The following is a 19,003-nucleotide window of genomic DNA, read 5'->3' on the forward strand; positions in this document are numbered from 1 at the left end:
AATCAAAAATAATCTCAATCATACACTAATTTTAACAGAAAAAAGTGAAACCATTTTTAAGCCATTTTTGAATACAATAAGCGTATTTTATTTTTAAGGTTAGAATAATGAGTTTGATTATTACGCGCTTCGCCCCGTCGCCCACTGGCTATCTCCACATAGGAGGCTTAAGGACAGCCATTTTCAATTATCTTTTTGCACGAGCCAATCAAGGAAAATTTTTTTTACGCATTGAAGACACGGATTTGAGCCGTAACTCTATAGAAGCGGCTAACGCCATTATAGAAGCTTTCAAATGGGTGGGGCTAGAATACGATGGCGAAATTCTCTACCAATCCAAACGCTTTGAGATTTATAAAGAATACATTCAAAAACTCTTAGACGAAGACAAAGCCTATTATTGCTACATGAGTAAAGATGAGTTGGACGCTTTGAGAGAAGAACAAAAGGCCAGGAAAGAAACCCCACGCTATGACAATCGTTATCGTGATTTTAAAGGCACGCCCCCCAAAGGCATAGAGCCTGTGGTAAGGATTAAAGTCCCCCAAAATGAAATCATTAGTTTTAATGATGGGGTTAAAGGCGAAGTGAAAGTGAACACCAACGAATTAGACGATTTTATTATCGCCAGGAGCGATGGAGTCCCCACTTATAATTTTGTGGTTACCATTGATGACGCTTTAATGGGGATCACTGATGTGATTAGAGGCGATGATCACCTTTCTAACACCCCTAAACAAATCGTTCTCTATAAGGCTTTGAATTTTAAAATCCCTAATTTTTTCCATGTGCCGATGATTTTGAACGAAGAAGGACAAAAATTAAGCAAACGCCATGGGGCCACTAATGTGATGGACTATCAAGAAAGGGGCTATCTTAAGGAAGCTTTAGTGAATTTTTTAGCGCGTTTGGGGTGGAGCTATCAAGATAAAGAGGTTTTTAGCATGCAAGAATTATTGGAATGTTTTGATCCTAAAGATTTAAATTCTTCGCCCAGTTGCTTCAGCTGGCACAAACTTAATTGGCTCAACGCTCATTATTTAAAAAACCAAAGCACACAAGAATTGTTAAAGCTTTTAAAACCTTTTAGTTTTAGCGATCTCTCGCATTTAAACCCCACTCAATTGGATCGCTTGTTGGACGCTCTCAAAGAAAGATCTCAAACCCTAAAAGAATTAGCCCTTAAAATAGATGAGGTTTTAATCGCCCCTATAGAGTATGAAGAAAAGGTTTTGAAAAAACTCAATCAAGCGCTCGTTATGCCCTTGTTAGAAAAGTTTAAATTGGAATTAAATACAACCAATTTCAACGATGAAAACGCGCTAGAAAACGCCATGCACCAAATCATTGAAGAAGAAAAGATTAAAGCGGGTAATTTTATGCAGCCTTTAAGATTGGCCCTTTTGGGTAAGGGGGGCGGGATAGGCCTTAAAGAAGTGCTTTTTATTTTAGGCAAAACAGAGAGCCTCAAAAGAATAGAGAATTTTTTGAAAAACTAAAAGATTGGCTCTCTAAAATGGGGGCATAAAGTTTGCATTTTTTGAAAAATAAGAGGGTTTTAAGAGAAAAATGAAAAAAATATTTCTAAAATTTTTTGTTTTGATTGAAATCAAGCTTAAAAGTTGGGTTCAGACAATCTTTGGGCAAACTAATCGTTTGAGGAATAACCTCATAATGGCAATAATTTTCATCTTCAAAGAGAGGTTTTATCAATAAGCGGTTTGAAAAAAGCCGATTTTCTTGATTATGTTCAATAACGCCATTGTTTAAAAAGAGGAAAGTTTGCGCGAGTTTGGTTATTTCATTGTGGTTATGGCTTACCAATAACACGCTTAAATTTTCACGCTTGATAAAATCAAGCAAACCTTGTTGCACTTCGTTTTTTAAGGCGTTATCTAGGGCGTTTAAAGGCTCATCTAAAAGCAATAGTTTCTTGGCTGCGATTAAAGCTCTTGCTAAAGCGACTCGTTGGGCTTGCCCGCCAGAGAGTTGAGAAGTTTTTTGCTGGCTTAGATTTTCTAAACGCATTAAGCGTAACACTTCGTGGATTTTATTTTTATCTTTAGGGTGGGCAAAGGCGATGTTTTGATACACGTTTAAATGAGGGAATAGGGCGTAATCTTGAAACACAAAGCCGATTTTTCGTTGTTGTGGTTTTAAAAAAATCTTTTTTTGAGTGTCTAGCCACACTGAACGATTGACTTCAATATAGCCACTATCCACCGCTTCAAGCCCCGCTAAAATGCGTAAAATCGTGCTTTTACCCGCTCCCGATTCTCCTAATAAAGCGGCAACTTCTGCTTCTTTAATTTCTAAGTCTATATTCAAATCAAACGCGCCCCTAGATCCTAAAAGGCGTTTTTTAAACCGCGCTTTTATCATAAAAACGAGCTTTGTTTTTTATTCAAAAATAGGGTAACAAATAAGAGGCTAAAACTGATAATCGTGAGCGTTAAGGCGTATTGGTGGGCTTTAGAATAATTGAGCGCTTCAGCTTCGTTAAAAATCGCAATGCTAGCCACTCTTGTTTCCCCTAATATATCACCCCCAAGCATCATCACCACGCCAAATTCGCCTATAGTGTGCGTAAAAGTTGTGATGATAGCCATCAATAAACTGGGTTTGATGTTAGGGAGTAGGACAAAAAAAAGGGTGTAATATTCCCCCTTTCCCAAGCTATAACTGGCTTCTTTGAAAGAAGCGGGCAAGGAAATTAACGCGCTTTTAATAGGGCTTACCATAAAGGGTAAGGAAAAAATCACACTCCCTAAAATAAGCCCTTGGAAACTAAAAACAAGTTTCACATTGAAAACATCTTGTAAAAACGCTCCCAAAAAAGAAGAAGGCGAAAAGATTAAAAGGAGGTAAAATCCTAGCACGCTTGGGGGTAAAACTAAAGGCATATACACAAGCGTTTCTGTTAAACTCGTTAAAAGATTGCGTTTAAGGCTTAAAAAATAGCCCAAAAAAATCCCTATAGGGAGTAAAATAAGGGTGGTAATCAAAGCTAAAGAAAAGCTCAAACGCATGGTAATCAAAAACTCATGATCCATTATTCGCCTTTTTTATGCGTTTCAATCCACAATATAGCCGTATTCTTTAAAGACAGCTCTAGCTTTAGGGCTGAATAAAAAATCTTTAAAAACTTTGGCTAAAGGGTTATTAGCCCCGTTTTTAGTGATAATCAAGGCTTGTTCAATAGGGTTATAAAGGGCTTTATCAATGATCAAATAAGAGAGGTTTTTATCTTTTTTATCCATCAAGGATAACGCTCCAAAGCCTATTTGAGCGTTTTTAGTGGCGATGAATTGATGGGCTTGAGAAATAGAAGCGCCATAAATGATTTTAGATTTAAGACTAGAAGTGAGTTTTAAATTCTCTAAGACTTCCATACTGGCTTTTCCATAGGGGGCTAGTTTAGGATTAGCCATAGCGATATGTTTAATTTTAGGGTCTTTAAGAATTTCTAAAGAATCCATTTTTAGATTTTCGCTCCATAAAACCAACACGCCTTTAGCATAGACTTCTTCTTTAAAAGGGGTTATTTTTTCATCATGAAGCTTTTTAGGTCTAATCATATCTGCTGAAATGAATAAATCAAAAGGGGCGTTTTGAGCGATTTGAGCGTAGAGTTTGCCTGAAGAATTAAAACTAATTTTAATAGCGTCTTTGGAGTGTTCTTTTTGAAATTCTTTAACAAGGGCTTTTAAAGCGCGTGTGAGATTAGCAGCAGCAGCGATTTTTAAATCCTGTGCCAACAGAGCGCTTGAAAAAAATACGATTAAAAAGGCAAACGCTTTGAAAGTATTTTTCATAGAACTCCCTTTGATTAAATGATTGGAATTGGTGATTATACCTATTTGTATCTTAAAAATTTGTATTTTAAAAGTTTGAGGCGGTTTGTTTTGTGGGTGTATCCCACTTATCAGTATTTAACCAAGATTTCCGCTCTAAAACCCTCATCTTTGATAAAAAATTAAATCTTTTAGAAAAATAACCGATTTTAAGGTGTAACTTTAATTCAACAAGAAGGATTTATTATGATTAAAAGAATTGCTTGTATTTTAAGCTTGAGCGCGAGTTTAGCGCTGGCTGGCGAAGTGAATGGGTTTTTCATGGGTGCGGGTTATCAGCAAGGTCGTTATGGCCCTTATAACAGCAATTACTCTGATTGGCGCCATGGCAATGATCTTTATGGTTTGAATTTCAAATTAGGTTTTGTAGGCTTTGCCAATAAATGGTTTGGGGCTAGGGTGTATGGCTTTTTAGATTGGTTTAACACTTCAGGGACTGAACACACCAAAACCAATTTGCTCACCTATGGTGGCGGTGGCGATTTGATTGTCAATCTCATTCCTTTGGATAAATTCGCTCTAGGTCTCATTGGTGGCGTTCAATTAGCCGGAAACACTTGGATGTTCCCTTATGATGTCAATCAAACGAGATTCCAGTTCTTATGGAATTTAGGCGGAAGAATGCGTGTTGGGGATCGCAGTGCGTTTGAAGCAGGCGTGAAATTCCCTATGGTTAATCAAGGCAGCAAAGATGTAGGGCTTATCCGCTACTATTCTTGGTATGTGGATTATGTCTTCACTTTTTAATCCGTTCTTTCATTCGCTCTTCTTCATCAAATCAAACCCTAGCCAACTCTTAAAAGGTTGGGGTTCAAAAATCTTTTTCATAAATAGAAAGTTTGTTTTAGTGCAGTATAATCCTAGCGTTTCAATTTTTATTTTACTCAATAGGGTGTTTGGTGTTGGCGTTTGAATATGGGTTTAGTAAGATTTAAATAATAAATTACTTATATATATTTGATAGATATTATTTTATTTAATAGTGTTATTTGATGGCTCAATTTAATAGGATAGTTTCGCTTTTATTTCTTTAAAACAAATCGATTCTACCGGGGAAAGGTTTTTATGGAAAACAGCACACTTTATATTGTTATTGCTGGCTTATGGCTTGCTGTAGGCTTTGGAATCTTTTTAAAGAAATTAGACATGCCGGTTATCATTGGCTACATTTGCACAGGAACGGTCTTAGCGGCTTTTTTTAAAATTAATGATTTTAATTTGTTGTCTGATATTGGTGAATTTGGCATCGTCTTTTTAATGTTTATGATAGGCATTGAGTTTAATTTTGATAAGCTCAAATCCATCAAACAAGAAGTGCTGGTTTTTGGGCTTTTACAAGTCATTTTATGCGCTTTAATCGCTTTTTTAGTGGGGTATTTTGTTTTGGGTCTTTCACCCATTTTTTCCCTTGTTTTAGGCATGGGGCTTTCGCTCTCTTCAACCGCTATTGTGCTGAAATTCTTTGAAGATTCCAAACAGCTTAGCACGCCCATGGGAAAGAGCGCGGTGGGGATTTTGATTTTCCAAGATATTGCCGCCATTCCCATGCTTTTAATTTTGACAATTCTAGGCAGTAAGGATTCTAATGTCAATTTACTCATTCTTAAAACCCTTATTTCCGCAGGGATTATTTTAGTTCTTTTGTTATTGCCTGGAAAAAAAGGGGCTAATCTCATCTTAGAGCAAGCAAAAGACACGCGCCTGCCTGAAATTTTTATAGGCACGATTTTAGTGATTGTTTGCAGCGCAGCAGGGTTGAGCCATTTTTTTGGGTTTTCTATGTCTTTAGGAGCGTTCATTGTGGGCATGGCGATTTCTAAATCGCGCTATAAAATCAATGTCCAAGAAGAATTTGCGCAATTAAAAAACCTCTTCTTAGCCCTTTTTTTCATTACAATAGGGATGCAAATTAATGTGAATTTCTTTATAGAGAAGTTCTTTGTTGTCATCTTTTTACTCATTTTAGTGATGGGTTTTAAGACGGCTATCATTTATGCACTTTTGCGTTTTTTTAGAGACGCTAAAACTGCCATAAAAACCGCTCTTTCTTTAGCGCAAATCGGGGAGTTTTCTTTTGTTATCTTTTTAAATTCAGGCTCGCACCAGCTCTTTAATTTGCAAGAAAAAAAAGGGATTCTTGGTTTTTTGCACCAAAAAAATATCTTAAATATCGCTCAAAATGACATCCACCAACTCCTTATTCTGATGGTGGTCTTTTCTATGTTAGCAACCCCTTTTATTTTAAAATACCTAGAATCTATCGCTCAATTTATTTTGCACCAAAAGAGCCAAGAAAATGAGCCGGCTAAAAAATAATGGCGCAAAAACCAAATGATAAGTTTGCTTGTGTTGTCAGTGTTATGTTAAAATACAAGCGTATTTTAACTCCAAATTAATATAAAAAGGGGATTTCATGAAAGAGCAAGAATGGGATTTAAGCGCTTTATTTGAAAATAAAGAAAGCGCAGAAGAATTTTTAAAAACCTTACAAACAGAAGCACAAGAATTTGAGAGTGCTTATCAAAATAACCTTAAGAATTTAGACGCTACAAAATTTGCCGACGCTCTTAAACATTACGAAAATTTGTTAGAAAAAATCTCTAGAGCGATGACTTACGCTCAATTGCTTTTTGCTAAGAACACCAAAGAAGCGAAGTTTTATTCGCAATGCGAAATGGCTTGCACGAATATCCAACAGCACCTTTTATTCTTTGAAATTGAATTTAAGAATTTAGACGCCAAAAAACAACTCGCTTTCATTAAAAAATGCAAAAACCATGCTTTTTATTTGAACAATCTCATAGAAAAGAAAAAGCACACCCTAAATTTAGATGAAGAAAAGATCGCTCTAGCCCTTTCACCTGTGGGAGTGGGTGCATTTAGCCGTCTTTTTGATGAGCATTTTTCTTCTTTGAAAATCCCTTTTGAAGAGCAAAATTTAAGCGAAGAAGAAATTTTAGCCCTCTTGCACAACCCCAAACGCAAGATCCGTAAAAAATCTCAAAAAGCTTTCAGTAAAGCGTTAGAAAAATCCCGCCCTTTGCTCACTTACATTTTAAACATGGTGCGTAAGGATTTGCTCATTGAAACTAGGCTGAGAAAATACGATAAAAAAGAGAGTTTCCGCCACATTGACAACCAGATCTCCCAAGAGAGCGTGGATAGCATGATAGAGATTGTGAACGCTAATTTTTCTTTAGTGCATCGTTACTACCATCAAAAAGCGCAAATTTTAGGGCATAAACTCAAAGATTACGACCGCTACGCTCCTTTAAACGATGAGAGTATCACCATGACTTACTCTCAAGCTTTAGAAGAAGTGCTTAAAACCCTTAAAGCCTTTAGCCCAGAATTTCACAAAATCGCTTCTAAAGCGATCAAAGAGGGTTGGGTGGATTCACACCCTAAAGACTTTAAGCAAGGCGGGGCTTTTAGCCATGGCGGGGTGCCTAGTGCTCACCCTTATGTGTTGTTAAACTACACAGGGAATCGCCGAGACGCTTTCACTATCGCTCATGAATTCGGGCATATGATTCACCAAGAATTGTCCAAAAAACAAGGCGTATTGAACATGGATACGCCCTTAACCACCGCAGAAACCGCTTCTGTCTTTTCTGAAATGCTGTTTTTTGAGCATTTGAAAAAGGGTTTAAAATCTGATGAGCTTCTTTTCATGCTGGCAGGCAAGTTAGAGGATATTTTTTCTACGCTTTTTAGGCAAGTGGTGATGACTAATTTTGAAAGAAGAATCCACGAAATGGATGAAGAATTAGACACCAAAGATTTTGATCAAATCTGGTTTGAAGAAAACCAAAGAATGTTTGAAAAGAGCGTGAAACTCACTAAAAACTACCATTTGTGGTGGAGCTATATCCCCCATTTTATCCATTCGCCTTTTTATTGCTACGCTTATAGTTACGGGCAGCTTTTGACTTTAGCGCTTTATGGGCTTTATAAAAAAAGCGACGCTAAAGAATTTGTTAAAACTTACACGGAATTTTTGAGCTTAGGAGGGTCAAAAAGCCCTAAAGAATTAGTGTCTATGTTTGGCTTTGACATTGATAGCAAAGAATTTTGGGAAATTGGCATGCAAGAGGTGCGTCATTTGTTAGAAGAATTTGAAAGGTTGCTCGCATGCAAAGAGAATTAAGGCTTTTAAACAACAAGCATTGCGTTGAATACTTGCAATTTCTGTCCAAAAACCATTTGAGTTTCAACCTTTTGTGCGAAAGAGATGCGATTGATTTTTCCCCCAAGCTCCCTAAAGAAATTCATGAAAAATTCGGCGCGTTAGTGCTGTTTGTTTTAGCCGGATACACCTTAGAAAGCTTGATGATTGATGCACAAAGCGTGCAGTTTGAAGCCGGGTTTGGCCCTAATAACATTGGCAGCGTGGTTCAAGTAAAACTTCCTGGCATCATTCAAATCCTTATCAAAGAAAAAAATGAAAATGCCGTTTTATTCAATCGTTGCGATTCGCTTGAATTGTTTCACAAAGAAGAGCCAATCACACAAGAACCAAAAAAAGACGAGCGAGAGTCTAAAGAATGGTTGGATTCTAAAGAGGCCCTTTTTTCCAATTCCAAAAACCGCACGATTTTAGAAAATCTGCACAAAAGCTAAAGGAATCATTGATGAGCGTTTTGAAATTGCATGTAAAAGTCTTTCGTTTTGAAACCAACAAAGATTACAACCCGGCTTATGAGTCTTATTTTTTAGAATACCAAGAAGATCAATACCTTTTGGATCTTTTAAAACAACTCAAAGGCGTGAGCTATAGTGAAAATATCGCGCTTAAAATCAATCAAATTGCGGTGTTTGAAGACGCTAAAGTGAGCGATTTGGTGGCGTTTTTTTCTAAAGAGTGGGTGCTAGATCCCCTATCCAAACGATACGCTTTAAAAGACTTGATGATTGATGAAAAGGCGGTTTTAAAAAACTATGAAGATTTTTTCAAACAAGTCCCCTACATCACTAAAGGCGAAAAAGAAGAATTAGAAAAGTTTATTCAAATCAATTTTATCAACCCCCAAACCAACCCTAAATATCTGGGCGATGGCTTTTTCTTGTATGTTAAATGGCTGATGAAGCGCTACCCCACAGAGCGCAACCGGTTATTAGAGATGATTTCTCAGCCTGAAAGCGGCGTGATGAATTTTTTAAGCGTGGCGCATTATCTCTATAAAAACGATGACAATATTGACCATGAAATCTATGAATTGCAAGAAATCCTAACCAATTCCAAAATCAAGCCATGGAAAGATTTTTCTAAAAACCTTTTAAGCCTTTTTCAATACAACTCTAACCCCCCTAAAACGCCCAACCCCCCTAAAACTTGCGCGCTATTTAACGCTTATGCGAAGCATTTAAACGCGCAATCGCTTCTCAAAAGCACTAAGCTCTATTTAGAAAAAATGGGGCAAAAAATCATTGATCTGCCTTTTTGTTATGATGGGGGCTATTATGGGAAGATTATCAGCACGCATGATTTCCTCACCGCTTCTGCGTATAATCTGGCTCTAGCCAAAGCCAATGGCGTTTCGCTCATTTTTTGCGAAGAAGATGCGTATTTGAATATCTTGCATGCTAAAGAAGTTTTAGACAACAACCCTGAAATCATCAACTCCGTCAATGAAAAATTAAAAAAATACCAGCTTGTTTATGAAAAAGATATTGAGATAGCCTATCTTAATGAGTGGGTTAATGAGTTTTTGGCATGGGAATTGAAAAGCCCTTTTGACGCATTTTTAGGGGCTGAATTTTCTCGCGTTAAACGAAGCGATCATTTTTTCAATAAAATCCATTTAAAAGCCCCCCATTTTTTAGAATCCTTTCAAAATTACGCCCCCCTTTTAGAAGTCAATGAAACAAGCGGCTTACTCCAGTGTGCGCATTTACGCTATTTAGGGATTGATTTGGGGGCGGATTTTTTAATTACGCATTCTTTAGGGCTTTTTCACGCTTTTGAAAATTTAAGCTTAAAAGCTTCAAAAGTTTATAAAAGAGATAATGACAACACCCCCACTTTATTTTTACCTCAAATCGTGCTAATGGCTATGGGGGAAAAAGACAAAAAAGCTCTAGGGCTTGATATGCATTATCATAAGGTTACTTTCATTTAAGATGAACGCTTTTTTAAAACTCGCACTCGCTTCTTTGATGGGAGGGCTTTGGTATGCTTTCAATGGCGAAGGCTCTGAAATTGTCGCTATAGGGATTTTTGTGTTGATTTTGTTTGTTTTTTTCATCCGCCCTGTGAGTTTCCAAGACCCAGAAAAACGAGAAGAATACATAGAACGGCTTAAAAAAAACCATGAGAGGAAAATGATCTTACAAGACAAGCAAAAAGAAGAGCAAATGCGTCTTTATCAAGCCAAAAAAGAGCGAGAGAGCAGGCAAAAACAAGATCTTAAAGAACAAATGAAAAAATACTCATAAAGGAAAAAAATGGAAATCATTTTATTAATTGTTGCGGCGGTTGTGTTGTTTTATTTTTACAATACCCTCAAAGAATATTTGAAAAACCCCCTAAACCCTAAAACCAAAACCGAAGAATACGACTTGAAACATGACCCTTATTTGTTAGCGCAATCTAGCCCCCTAGACAAATTCAAGCAAACCCAAACGGGCGCGTATATGCGTCTTTTAAGATTTTTAGACATTCAAAAAAACGCTTTGGATAACGCCTTAAGGACGCTTTTTATCCATGAATTAGAGCAGCCCTTAAACAGCGAACAGCAAAATTTAGCTAAAGAGCTTCTCAATGAGCCTGTGGATAAAAAAGAAAATTTTGAATCCTTATGCCAAGAAATCGCTGATCACACGCATGGGGAATACGCCAAACGCCTGAAATTAGTGGAATTTCTTATGTTATTGGCCTATGCTGATGGGATACTAGATATCAAGGAAAAAGAATTGTTTTTAGATGTGGGGGCGTTTTTGCAGATAGACAATCAGGATTTTAACGAGCTTTATGATAATTTTGAACGCTTCAATGCAATAGAAATCCCTATGTCTTTAGAAGAAGCAAAAAGTCTTTTTGAAATCCAAACCCATACCACCAAGCAAGATTTAGAAAAAAAAGCCCTGGATTTAAGCGCCCCCTACTACCATAAAATGAATGACAACAAACGCTACAGCGAACAAGATTTTATCTCGTTGAAAAAAATCGCCCTCGCTTCCCAACTTTTAGAAAATGATTTAAAAGACTCATAAGGGTGTGATGAAAAAGGCTATTGAATGCCCTTTTTAAAAGCCCTAGCATCTTTTGATGCGCCCTTTTTAGAAAAAGAAATTTCAAAGCGTTTTAGGGACAATTTAGTTTTTTTCAAATCCTATCACCTCAATCTGTTTAACGCTCTCAATACGCCTTTTAAAAATTACCAATTGCTTTTTGAAACAAACCATTTCAATCTCTTACACATGCCCACGAACGCTTTAAGCTACCCTAAAAATCAAATGATAGAAACCGCTTTTAACATGGCTTCTAACCCCTTGAATAATCCCAGATGGTCATTAGACAATAACCGCCTCTCTTTACATTATTTAAAAACTCAAAACAACCCCAAACTCCCCATAACCCTTAAAGCCACTCATGCGATCTTAAATTTTTTAAATAACCATCAAACGCCTTGCTCTTTAGAGAAGTTTTTACCCCCTACCATGATTTATGGCGTTTTAGACGGCTTGTTTTTGGCTATTTTACAGGCTCAAAATTACCGCTTCCATTCGCTTTATTTGTTTGAAGAAAATTTAGATTTGTTTAAAATCAGTTGTTATTTTGCGCGTTATGAAGATTTGATTACAAAAGGGGCTAAACTCTTTATTCAAGGGTTTTTTAACCCTAATGAATTGAAAATGGATTTTTTGAAACGCCCTGTTACGCATTCTTTTTTAAAGCTAGAAATCATGCCCTATAAAAGCGCTTTTAATTTGCGCATGCGAGAAAACATTCAAAGCTATTACAAACAAGCTTTAAGGGGTTGGGGGAGTTTTGAAGACGAATTGCTAGGGTTAAAAAACACGCTCAAAAATTTACCCTTATACCAAACCCTAAAAACCAAACCTAAAAAAATTAACGCCCCCATTTGCGTGGTGGGTAATGGGCCAAGCTTGGATTTATTGCTAGATTTTTTAAAAGAAAATGAAGAAAATTGCATCATTTTTTCATGCGGAACCGCTTTAAAGCCTTTAAAAACGCACGGCGTTAAAGTGGATTTTCAAATAGAAGTGGAGCGCATAGACTATCTTAAGGAGGTTTTAGAAAACGCCCCCCTAGAAGACACCCCCTTAATGGGGGCCAACATGCTCAATCCTAACGCTTTTAATTTAGCCAAAGAAGCGTTGATGTTTATGCGTGGAGGGAGCGCTTGCGCGTATATAAGCCCTTTAAGTATAGAATACGCAGCGCCTTTTGTGGGCAATGCCGGGGTGGCTTTAGCGGGTTTGATGAGCGATGAAATCTATTTGTGCGCTTTAGATTGCGCTTATATTAAAGGGTTTAAAAAGCACGCTAAAAATTCCTATTATGGAGATGAAAAAGAAATTGACACCTCATCTTTAATCAGCATAGAGGGTAATTTTAAAGGTTATGAAACCTTTAGCGACTCGCTTTTTTTGCTCTCTAAAGAAAGGATTGAAGAAGCCCTTCATTATTACCAGCCTAAAAAAGTCTATAATTTAAGCTATGGGGCGAAAATCAAGCACGCTGTTAGCCTCAATTACTCTCAAGTGAAATTGAAACAAACCAACAAACAAGACGCTACCGCTCGCATTAAAAGCATGTTTAGCCCTAGAAGCAATCATGCTGATGATTTAAAAAATCTACAAAAAAATCTGATGAGTTTTAAAGAGGATTTTTTAAAATATTTAAACACGCCTTGTAAAACCAAGCAAGAAATATTTGAATGGGTGGATAATTTGAACGGGTTTTGCCAAACAGCCAGCGCTAAAACCCCCACTATAGGCATTTTATTTGAAGGGAGTGTCGCTCATATTTTACAAAGCGTTTTAATCGTTTCATTGCACCTTAAAGAAAATGAGCTGACAAATTTTATCAACCACTCTCAAAACACCTTAAAACAATTCCTTAAAAAAGCTTGTTTGTTATTGCAAAGGCAGCTCAAACAACCATGATTTTTGTTTTTACACTATAATAACAACCTTAAATCAAAGGGGTGTGCATGCCATACAATGAAATCACAAGGGTTCAAGTCCCTGCCTTAATGCATTTAGCCAAGTTGGGCTATAACTTTATTTCTCAAAAAGATAAACCTAACCTAGACACCGCCACCAATATTTTAACCGATAGTTTCACTCAAGCCTTTGAGCGATTAAACCCCAATAAAAACGCAAAAGATGTTCTTGCTGAAATGAAAAAACGCTTGAATTACGATGATTTAGGCAAAAGCTTTTATGAATACTTGCTCAAAAGCGAGCATCAAATCATAGACTTTGATAACCCTAACAACAATCTTTATGAAATGATGGCTGAACTACCCTACAAATCCCTAAGAACGGATATAACCCTTTTTATCAACGGCTTGCCTTTGGTGAATATAGAGGTTAAGCAGCCTTACGCCGAAAAAGGCATTAAAGAAGAAAAAGTTCGCCACATCCAACGCTACAAAAACCCCGAAAACAAAGTTTTTTATAACCTCGCACAAATCTGGCTTTTTAGCGATAACTTGCCCTATGATGAAAAAAACCCCGATCAAGGCGTGTTTTATAGCGCTTCTTATTCGCCCATTTTCCAACGCTTTGTTGAAGCCAATAAGCTAGATATTACCCCCCCCCCCGAAAATGAACAAAACCATCAAAACCATCAAAACCACAGATCGCTTGAAGAAATTCAAAAACGCGTCTTAAACGAATTTAACCTTAAAGACACCGACACCCTAGAAAGCTCTAAAGACGCCACCACAAACCCCTTTTTAACTTCGTTTTGCTCTCACAAAAGGCTTTGCTTTATCCTAAAATACGGTATCAGCTTCTTAAAAGAAAAATCAGAGTTTAAAAAACACGTTTGGCGTTACGCGCAGATGTTTGCGAGCTTGAACGTTTTAAAAGAACTACAAAAGCATTATGAAACGAACCCAAAAGACCCCCTAAAAGGCATCATTTGGCACACGCAAGGCAGCGGTAAAACCGCCTTAACCTACCATTTAACCAAACTCATCAGAGACTTTTTTGACCGCTCCAATTTGAATAAAAAGACTAAATTTTATTTTATTGTGGACAGGTTGGATTTATTAGAACAAGCCAAAAACGAATTTTCAAAAAGAGGCCTTTGTGTGCATGAGGCAGAAAATAAAGAGGATTTGAGCCAAAAATTAAAAAACTCTAGCGTTTTTGAAGGCTCTCAAGGGAATGATGAAATCATCGTTGTGAATATCCAAAAATTCAAAGCCCCCAATGAAGAAAAAGCCCCCAATGAAGACCCTTCTAGCGCTCCTAAAGAAATCGTTTCTAAAACAGAATTACAAGAAGCGACAAAAGATAGCCACGATTTACAAAGGGTGTTTATCATAGATGAAGCCCACAGGAGCTATGACCCTAAAGGTTGCTTTTACGCTAATTTGATAGAATGCGACAAAACAGCAATCAAAATCGCCCTCACAGGCACGCCCCTATTAGAAGACAACGCGCAAGACAAAGCCACTAAAAAAACTTTTGGCAACTACTTGCACACCTATTCTCATGCAGAATCCATTAAAGACAGACACACCCTAAAACTCCAATTAGAAATCATTGAAAAGAGTTATAAAGAAAAACTACAAGCAATCTATCGCCTTTTACAAGAAAGCATCACTATTGAAAATACAGAGGTTAAAAAAGAAACGATTTTTAATCATGAAAGATACATTAAAGAAATGCTCTATTATATCATCAGAGATTTATTGTTTTTCAGGCTTGGGAATAATGATGAAAATTTAAAGGCTATGGTGGTTTGTTTTTCAAGCGCACAAGCCAAGTTAGCTAATTTATTTTTTAATGAAGTCCAAGAAAAAGTCTTACAAGAAAACCCTAACCTAAGAATTTTAAAAAAACTCCAATCCAGCCTGATTTTGCATGACGAACAAGAAGTCAAAGAAAAGATCTATTCTTTCAAACATAAAGATACGGATATAGTCTTTGTATTTAACATGCTTTTAACCGGCTTTGATTTACCCAATCTCAAACGCCTTTATATCCACAGAGAATTAAAAGATCACAATTTGCTCCAAGCCCTAGCCAGAGTGAATCGCTCCTATAACAACATGTCTTTTGGCTACCTTATAGATTTTGTAGGGATTAAAGAAAATTACGACAAAACGACTGATGATTATTTGAAAGAATTAAACCAATTCAATCAAAGCGATTCTAATATTAAAGATAATCTCAAAGACATGTTTGCGGATCGTGAGGTTTTAGAAAAAGACATTAAAAACGCCTATGATGATCTTTTTAATTACCCCATTGATGATGTAGAGGACATGACTAGCGCCATTGTTAGTATCAGCGCAATGAACGAGCTTTTAAAAGTTTCGCGCGCCATTAACACGCTCAAAGAGCGCTACAATTTAATCCGCACTTCTAGTGATGAAAAAATCCTTTCACTAAAAGAAAAAATGGATATTGAAAAGATCAATAAAATCTCTTCAATGCTTCATAAAAAAGCCAAACAACTCCATGCGTTAAAAAATATCAATGAGCCTAAAAACCCCAACGATTTAATCGTTTTAGAAGACCTCATCGCTCTTTTAGACTTTAAAATAGAGTTTAAAGAAAGCAAAGAATTGCGCTTTAAAGAAAAAGAAGAGATTAGCGCTAAATACAAGCAAGCTAAAGAGATGTTAGAAAAAATCCCGGACAAACAAGATAAAGAAATCCAAAAGATTTACAAAGAGCTTTCAAAATTGCTCCAAGAACCCCTAACCAATCATAATTTTGATGGAATTTCTCATTCTTATAGCGTAATCATTTCACAACTCAAACAACACAAAGAGCAAACCACCAACCTATTAAGCAAATACGATAATGATTTGTCTTATGTGATCACGCATAAACGCCTTTATGATCGCCTCATGGAAGAAAACATTTCTAAGGGAATTTTCACGCTTTTAAGCGCGCTCAAAAAAGCTCTTGATGAGCGTATTTCTAAGCGTCAAGAAATCTTAAACGAAGAAACCACCCTAAAAAATGCCATAAAAGTAGAATTAAGGGACGCTTTCAAAGAAAACCCCTCCTTAAAAGATTTACAAAAAGAAAGAGAATTTATCGCTCAAACCCTTTTTAACGAACTCACACAAAACCACCATCAAGGAAATCCACATGCCTAATAACGCTTTATTACAAATCAAACAAGACACTCTCAAACTCATTGATGATTTAAAAGCCATTTGCACGAGTTTTGGTTTAGGGAATGATGGCAACGAATATAAGATCATCACGCAATGCTTTTTGTATAAATTCTTATGCGATAAATTTGAATTCTTTTTTGAACAAGAATACCCCAACCAAACGATACGAGATTACAAAGACTTTAAAAAGGAAGAAAAAGAAGATTTTTTCCTTACCTTAAGCGATAAAAAACTCCCCAAACTCTCTTATGATGAGCTTTTAAACTATCTTTTTGAAAAGCATTTTTACGATAACGATTTACACCTTAAGCTAGATGCTATTTTTAATCGTATTTCTAGCAATAACGCTGTGCTTTTTAACACCAAAAGCACGGATAAAACCACTATCGCTTTATTTGAAAGCATCTCACAATACATTAATGAAGAGTCTAAAAGGGCTAATTTTACAAGATCTTTACTAGACAAACTCAAAAAATTTAATTTCAAACAAGCTTTTTTAAACTTGCAAAACCAACAAGGCTATGATTTCTTCGCCCCCATTTTTGAATACTTACTCAAAGACTACAATAACGCCGGCGGAGGGACATACGCCGAATACTACACCCCTTTAGGCATCGCTAGCATCATCGCTAAGCTTTTAGTGAGTTACCCCACTCAAAGCGTCAAAATCTATGACCCAAGCGCTGGCACAGGAACGCTTTTAATGGCGCTAGCCCACCAAATAGGCACGGATTCTTGCACCCTTTATGCCCAAGACATTTCGCAAAAATCCTTAAGAATGCTCAAACTCAACCTGATTTTAAACGACTTGACCCACTCTTTAAGAAACGCCATTGAGGGAAACACTTTAACCAACCCCTACCATTCTAAAGATTATCATGGGAAAATGGATTACATCGTGAGTAACCCCCCTTTCAAGCTGGATTTTTCCAACGAGCATGCCGAGATTTCGCAAAACAAAAACGATTTTTTCTTAGGCGTGCCTAATATCCCTAAAAACGATAAAAGCAAAATGCCCATTTACACGCTCTTTTTCCAGCATTGCTTGAGCATGCTTAGTCCAAATGGTAAGGGGGCTATCGTCGTGCCAACCGGATTCATTAGCGCTAAAAGCGGGGTAGAAAATAAGATTATCCGGCATTTAGTGGATGAAAAGCTCGTTTATGGGGTGATTTGCATGCCCAGTCAAGTTTTTGCCAACACCGGCACTAATGTGAGCGTCATCTTTTTTCAAAAAACGCCAAGCGAAAAGGAAGTGGTTTTGATTGACGCTTCCAAACTCGGCGAAGAATACACCGAAAACAAAAACAAAAAAACGCGCTTAAGAGGAAGCGATATTCATTTGATTTTAGAAACTTTTAAAAATAAAACCAAAAAAGCGGATTTTTGCGCTCTGGTTTCTTTTGATGAGATTATAGAAAAAAACTATTCTTTAAACCCCGGGCAGTATTTCACCATAGAAGACTCAAGCGAAACAATCAGCCAAGCGGAGTTTGAAAACTTGATGCAACAATACTCAAGCGAACTCACAAGCCTTTTTGATGAAAGCCAGAGCTTGCAACAAGAAATTTTAGAAACTTTAAAAGGGGTTAGGTTTGAGTAAAACTCTACAAGACTACGCAACTTTAATCAACGATACCATACAATCAAATGAAATCAATCACTATATTACTACGGATAACATGTGCCAAAATTTAGGCAGTATTGATACATTTAAAAATATCAATATCCCACAAGGAAAGGTCAGATCATTTCAAAAAGATGATATTTTGTTATCAAATATAAGACTTTATTTTAGAAAAGTTTATAGAGCCAAACAAAAAGGCGGTTGCAGTTCTGATGTCCTAGTGTTTAGGGCTAAACACATTGATAGTGCCACACTTTTTGCGATTTTATCTAGTCAAATTTTTACTGATTATGCGTGTTCGGGTAGTCAAGGTTCTAAAATGCCAAGAGGCAATAAAACACACATGATGAATTTCAAAATCCCTACAATCAATTTTACAATCGCTAAAATTTTTAATAGCATTCAAAATAAAATAGAGAACAACCACAAAATCAATGAGCTTTTACACAAAATCCTAGAGCTTCTTTATGAGCAATACTTCGTGCGTTTTGATTTTTTAGACGAAAACAACAAACCCTACCAAACTAGCGGCGGGAAAATGAAATTTTCTAAAGAATTAAACCGCCTTATCCCCAACGATTTTGAAGTCAAAACGCTAGGAGATAATCCCCTATGCAACACAATCAAAACGGGAGTAATCCCATTTAAACAAAAAGTGTATTATGAAACAAAACATATACAAGAAACTTTATCTTTTAATCAAGGACTTAAAGTTAGCTATAACAAACGCCCTAATAGAGCCAACATGCAACCCGCTATCTATTCAGTATGGTTTGCCAAAATGAAAGACACTAAAAAACACTTATTTTTAAACCAACGCATGCAATCATGGGTAAAAGAAAGTATATTATCAACAGGTTTTTGTGGCTTACAATGTCAAAAACATACTTTTGAATACATAGCTTCCACGATCAAATACTCCCCTTTTGAAACAAGAAAAAATAATCTAGCGACCGGTGCTACACAAAAAGCTATCAACATTGAGGCACTAGACTATATTTTCATTCTTATACCAAATAAAGAGCTACTAGATAATTATTCCAAAATAACTAAACCACTCTATGAAAAAATCTCTAATAATATCATTGAAACCCAAACCCTAACCACGCTCAGGGACTTCTTACTCCCCCTACTCTTAAAACAGCAAGTCAAACCTGAGTAAAAACCAAAAACAAAACCAA

The 19,003-nt window shown here is 36.6% G+C and carries 16 protein-coding genes; 13 read left to right on the forward strand and 3 right to left on the reverse strand.

Translation table 11 applies throughout. The features are described from left to right. Positions 1–107: 107 nt before the first annotated feature. Positions 108–1,499, forward strand: a complete 1,392-nt coding sequence (gene gltX / locus QU01_RS00005) for a glutamate--tRNA ligase (protein WP_033761232.1) — start codon at positions 108–110, stop codon at positions 1,497–1,499. Between the two features lie 85 nt (positions 1,500–1,584). On the opposite strand, the gene QU01_RS00010 is transcribed toward gltX, so the two are convergent. Genes QU01_RS00010 through modA form a run of 3 tightly spaced genes read right to left on the reverse strand, consistent with a single transcriptional unit; the run spans position 1,585 to position 3,815 of the window. Further along, on the reverse strand, positions 1,585–2,382 hold the full coding sequence (locus QU01_RS00010) for an ATP-binding cassette domain-containing protein (RefSeq protein ID WP_033761234.1): 798 nt from the start codon (positions 2,380–2,382) through the stop codon (positions 1,585–1,587). Further along, entirely contained in the window at positions 2,379–3,053 is a 675-nt protein-coding gene (modB, locus tag QU01_RS00015; RefSeq protein ID WP_033761235.1) for a molybdate ABC transporter permease subunit, read from the reverse strand. Before modB ends, QU01_RS00010 begins: the two co-directional genes overlap by 4 nt. A gap of 21 nt (positions 3,054–3,074) precedes the next feature. Continuing rightward, positions 3,075–3,815 carry a molybdate ABC transporter substrate-binding protein gene (gene modA, locus QU01_RS00020; RefSeq protein ID WP_033761238.1) on the reverse strand — a complete coding sequence of 247 codons (741 nt, stop codon included), beginning with the start codon at positions 3,813–3,815 and terminating at the stop codon, positions 3,075–3,077. Positions 3,816–4,040: 225 nt separating this feature from the next. Here modA and QU01_RS00025 point away from each other — a divergent pair, with 225 nt between their 5' ends. The 12 genes from QU01_RS00025 (at position 4,041) to QU01_RS00075 (ending at position 18,984) form a co-directional block, all read left to right on the forward strand. Further along, complete coding sequence (locus QU01_RS00025; protein ID WP_000595776.1) at positions 4,041–4,601, forward strand: outer membrane beta-barrel protein; 561 nt, start codon at positions 4,041–4,043, stop codon at positions 4,599–4,601. Then, a complete protein-coding gene (locus tag QU01_RS08330; RefSeq protein WP_080248287.1) occupies positions 4,585–4,767 on the forward strand; it encodes a hypothetical protein in 183 nt (60 codons plus the stop codon). The genes QU01_RS00025 and QU01_RS08330 overlap by 17 nt, the downstream gene beginning before the upstream one ends. A 152-nt stretch (positions 4,768–4,919) precedes the next feature. Beyond that, the gene (locus tag QU01_RS00030) at positions 4,920–6,170 is read left to right on the forward strand and encodes a cation:proton antiporter (protein ID WP_033761239.1); all 1,251 of its coding nucleotides are present in this window, start codon (positions 4,920–4,922) and stop codon (positions 6,168–6,170) included. Positions 6,171–6,267: 97 nt separating this feature from the next. Further along, complete coding sequence (locus tag QU01_RS00035; protein WP_033761240.1) at positions 6,268–8,004, forward strand: M3 family oligoendopeptidase; 1,737 nt, start codon at positions 6,268–6,270, stop codon at positions 8,002–8,004. After that, a complete protein-coding gene (locus tag QU01_RS00040) occupies positions 7,989–8,477 on the forward strand; it encodes a hypothetical protein (protein WP_033761242.1) in 489 nt (162 codons plus the stop codon). Before QU01_RS00035 ends, QU01_RS00040 begins: the two co-directional genes overlap by 16 nt. An 11-nt stretch (positions 8,478–8,488) precedes the next feature. Further along, the gene (locus QU01_RS00045; RefSeq protein ID WP_033761243.1) at positions 8,489–9,976 is read left to right on the forward strand and encodes a DUF5644 domain-containing protein; all 1,488 of its coding nucleotides are present in this window, start codon (positions 8,489–8,491) and stop codon (positions 9,974–9,976) included. A 1-nt stretch (position 9,977) separates the two neighbouring features. After that, the gene (locus tag QU01_RS00050) at positions 9,978–10,292 is read left to right on the forward strand and encodes a hypothetical protein (protein WP_001861281.1); all 315 of its coding nucleotides are present in this window, start codon (positions 9,978–9,980) and stop codon (positions 10,290–10,292) included. 9 nt (positions 10,293–10,301) lie between these two features. Then, complete coding sequence (locus QU01_RS00055; protein ID WP_033761244.1) at positions 10,302–11,069, forward strand: TerB family tellurite resistance protein; 768 nt, start codon at positions 10,302–10,304, stop codon at positions 11,067–11,069. A gap of 24 nt (positions 11,070–11,093) precedes the next feature. Beyond that, positions 11,094–12,989, forward strand: coding sequence for a motility associated factor glycosyltransferase family protein (locus tag QU01_RS00060; protein ID WP_033761246.1), 1,896 nt, complete (start codon positions 11,094–11,096; stop codon positions 12,987–12,989). Between the two features lie 47 nt (positions 12,990–13,036). Then, positions 13,037–16,174 carry a type I restriction endonuclease gene (locus QU01_RS00065; RefSeq protein WP_033761247.1) on the forward strand — a complete coding sequence of 1,046 codons (3,138 nt, stop codon included), beginning with the start codon at positions 13,037–13,039 and terminating at the stop codon, positions 16,172–16,174. Further along, positions 16,167–17,798 (forward strand): N-6 DNA methylase, encoded by a 1,632-nt coding sequence (locus tag QU01_RS00070; RefSeq protein WP_033761248.1) that lies wholly within the window; start codon positions 16,167–16,169, stop codon positions 17,796–17,798. Before QU01_RS00065 ends, QU01_RS00070 begins: the two co-directional genes overlap by 8 nt. Then, entirely contained in the window at positions 17,791–18,984 is a 1,194-nt protein-coding gene (locus QU01_RS00075) for a restriction endonuclease subunit S domain-containing protein (protein WP_033761249.1), read from the forward strand. Before QU01_RS00070 ends, QU01_RS00075 begins: the two co-directional genes overlap by 8 nt. The last annotated feature ends 19 nt before the right edge of the window (positions 18,985–19,003 follow it).

This window comes from Helicobacter pylori SA221C (assembly GCF_000476855.1).
Lineage (GTDB): Bacteria > Campylobacterota > Campylobacteria > Campylobacterales > Helicobacteraceae > Helicobacter > Helicobacter pylori_DK.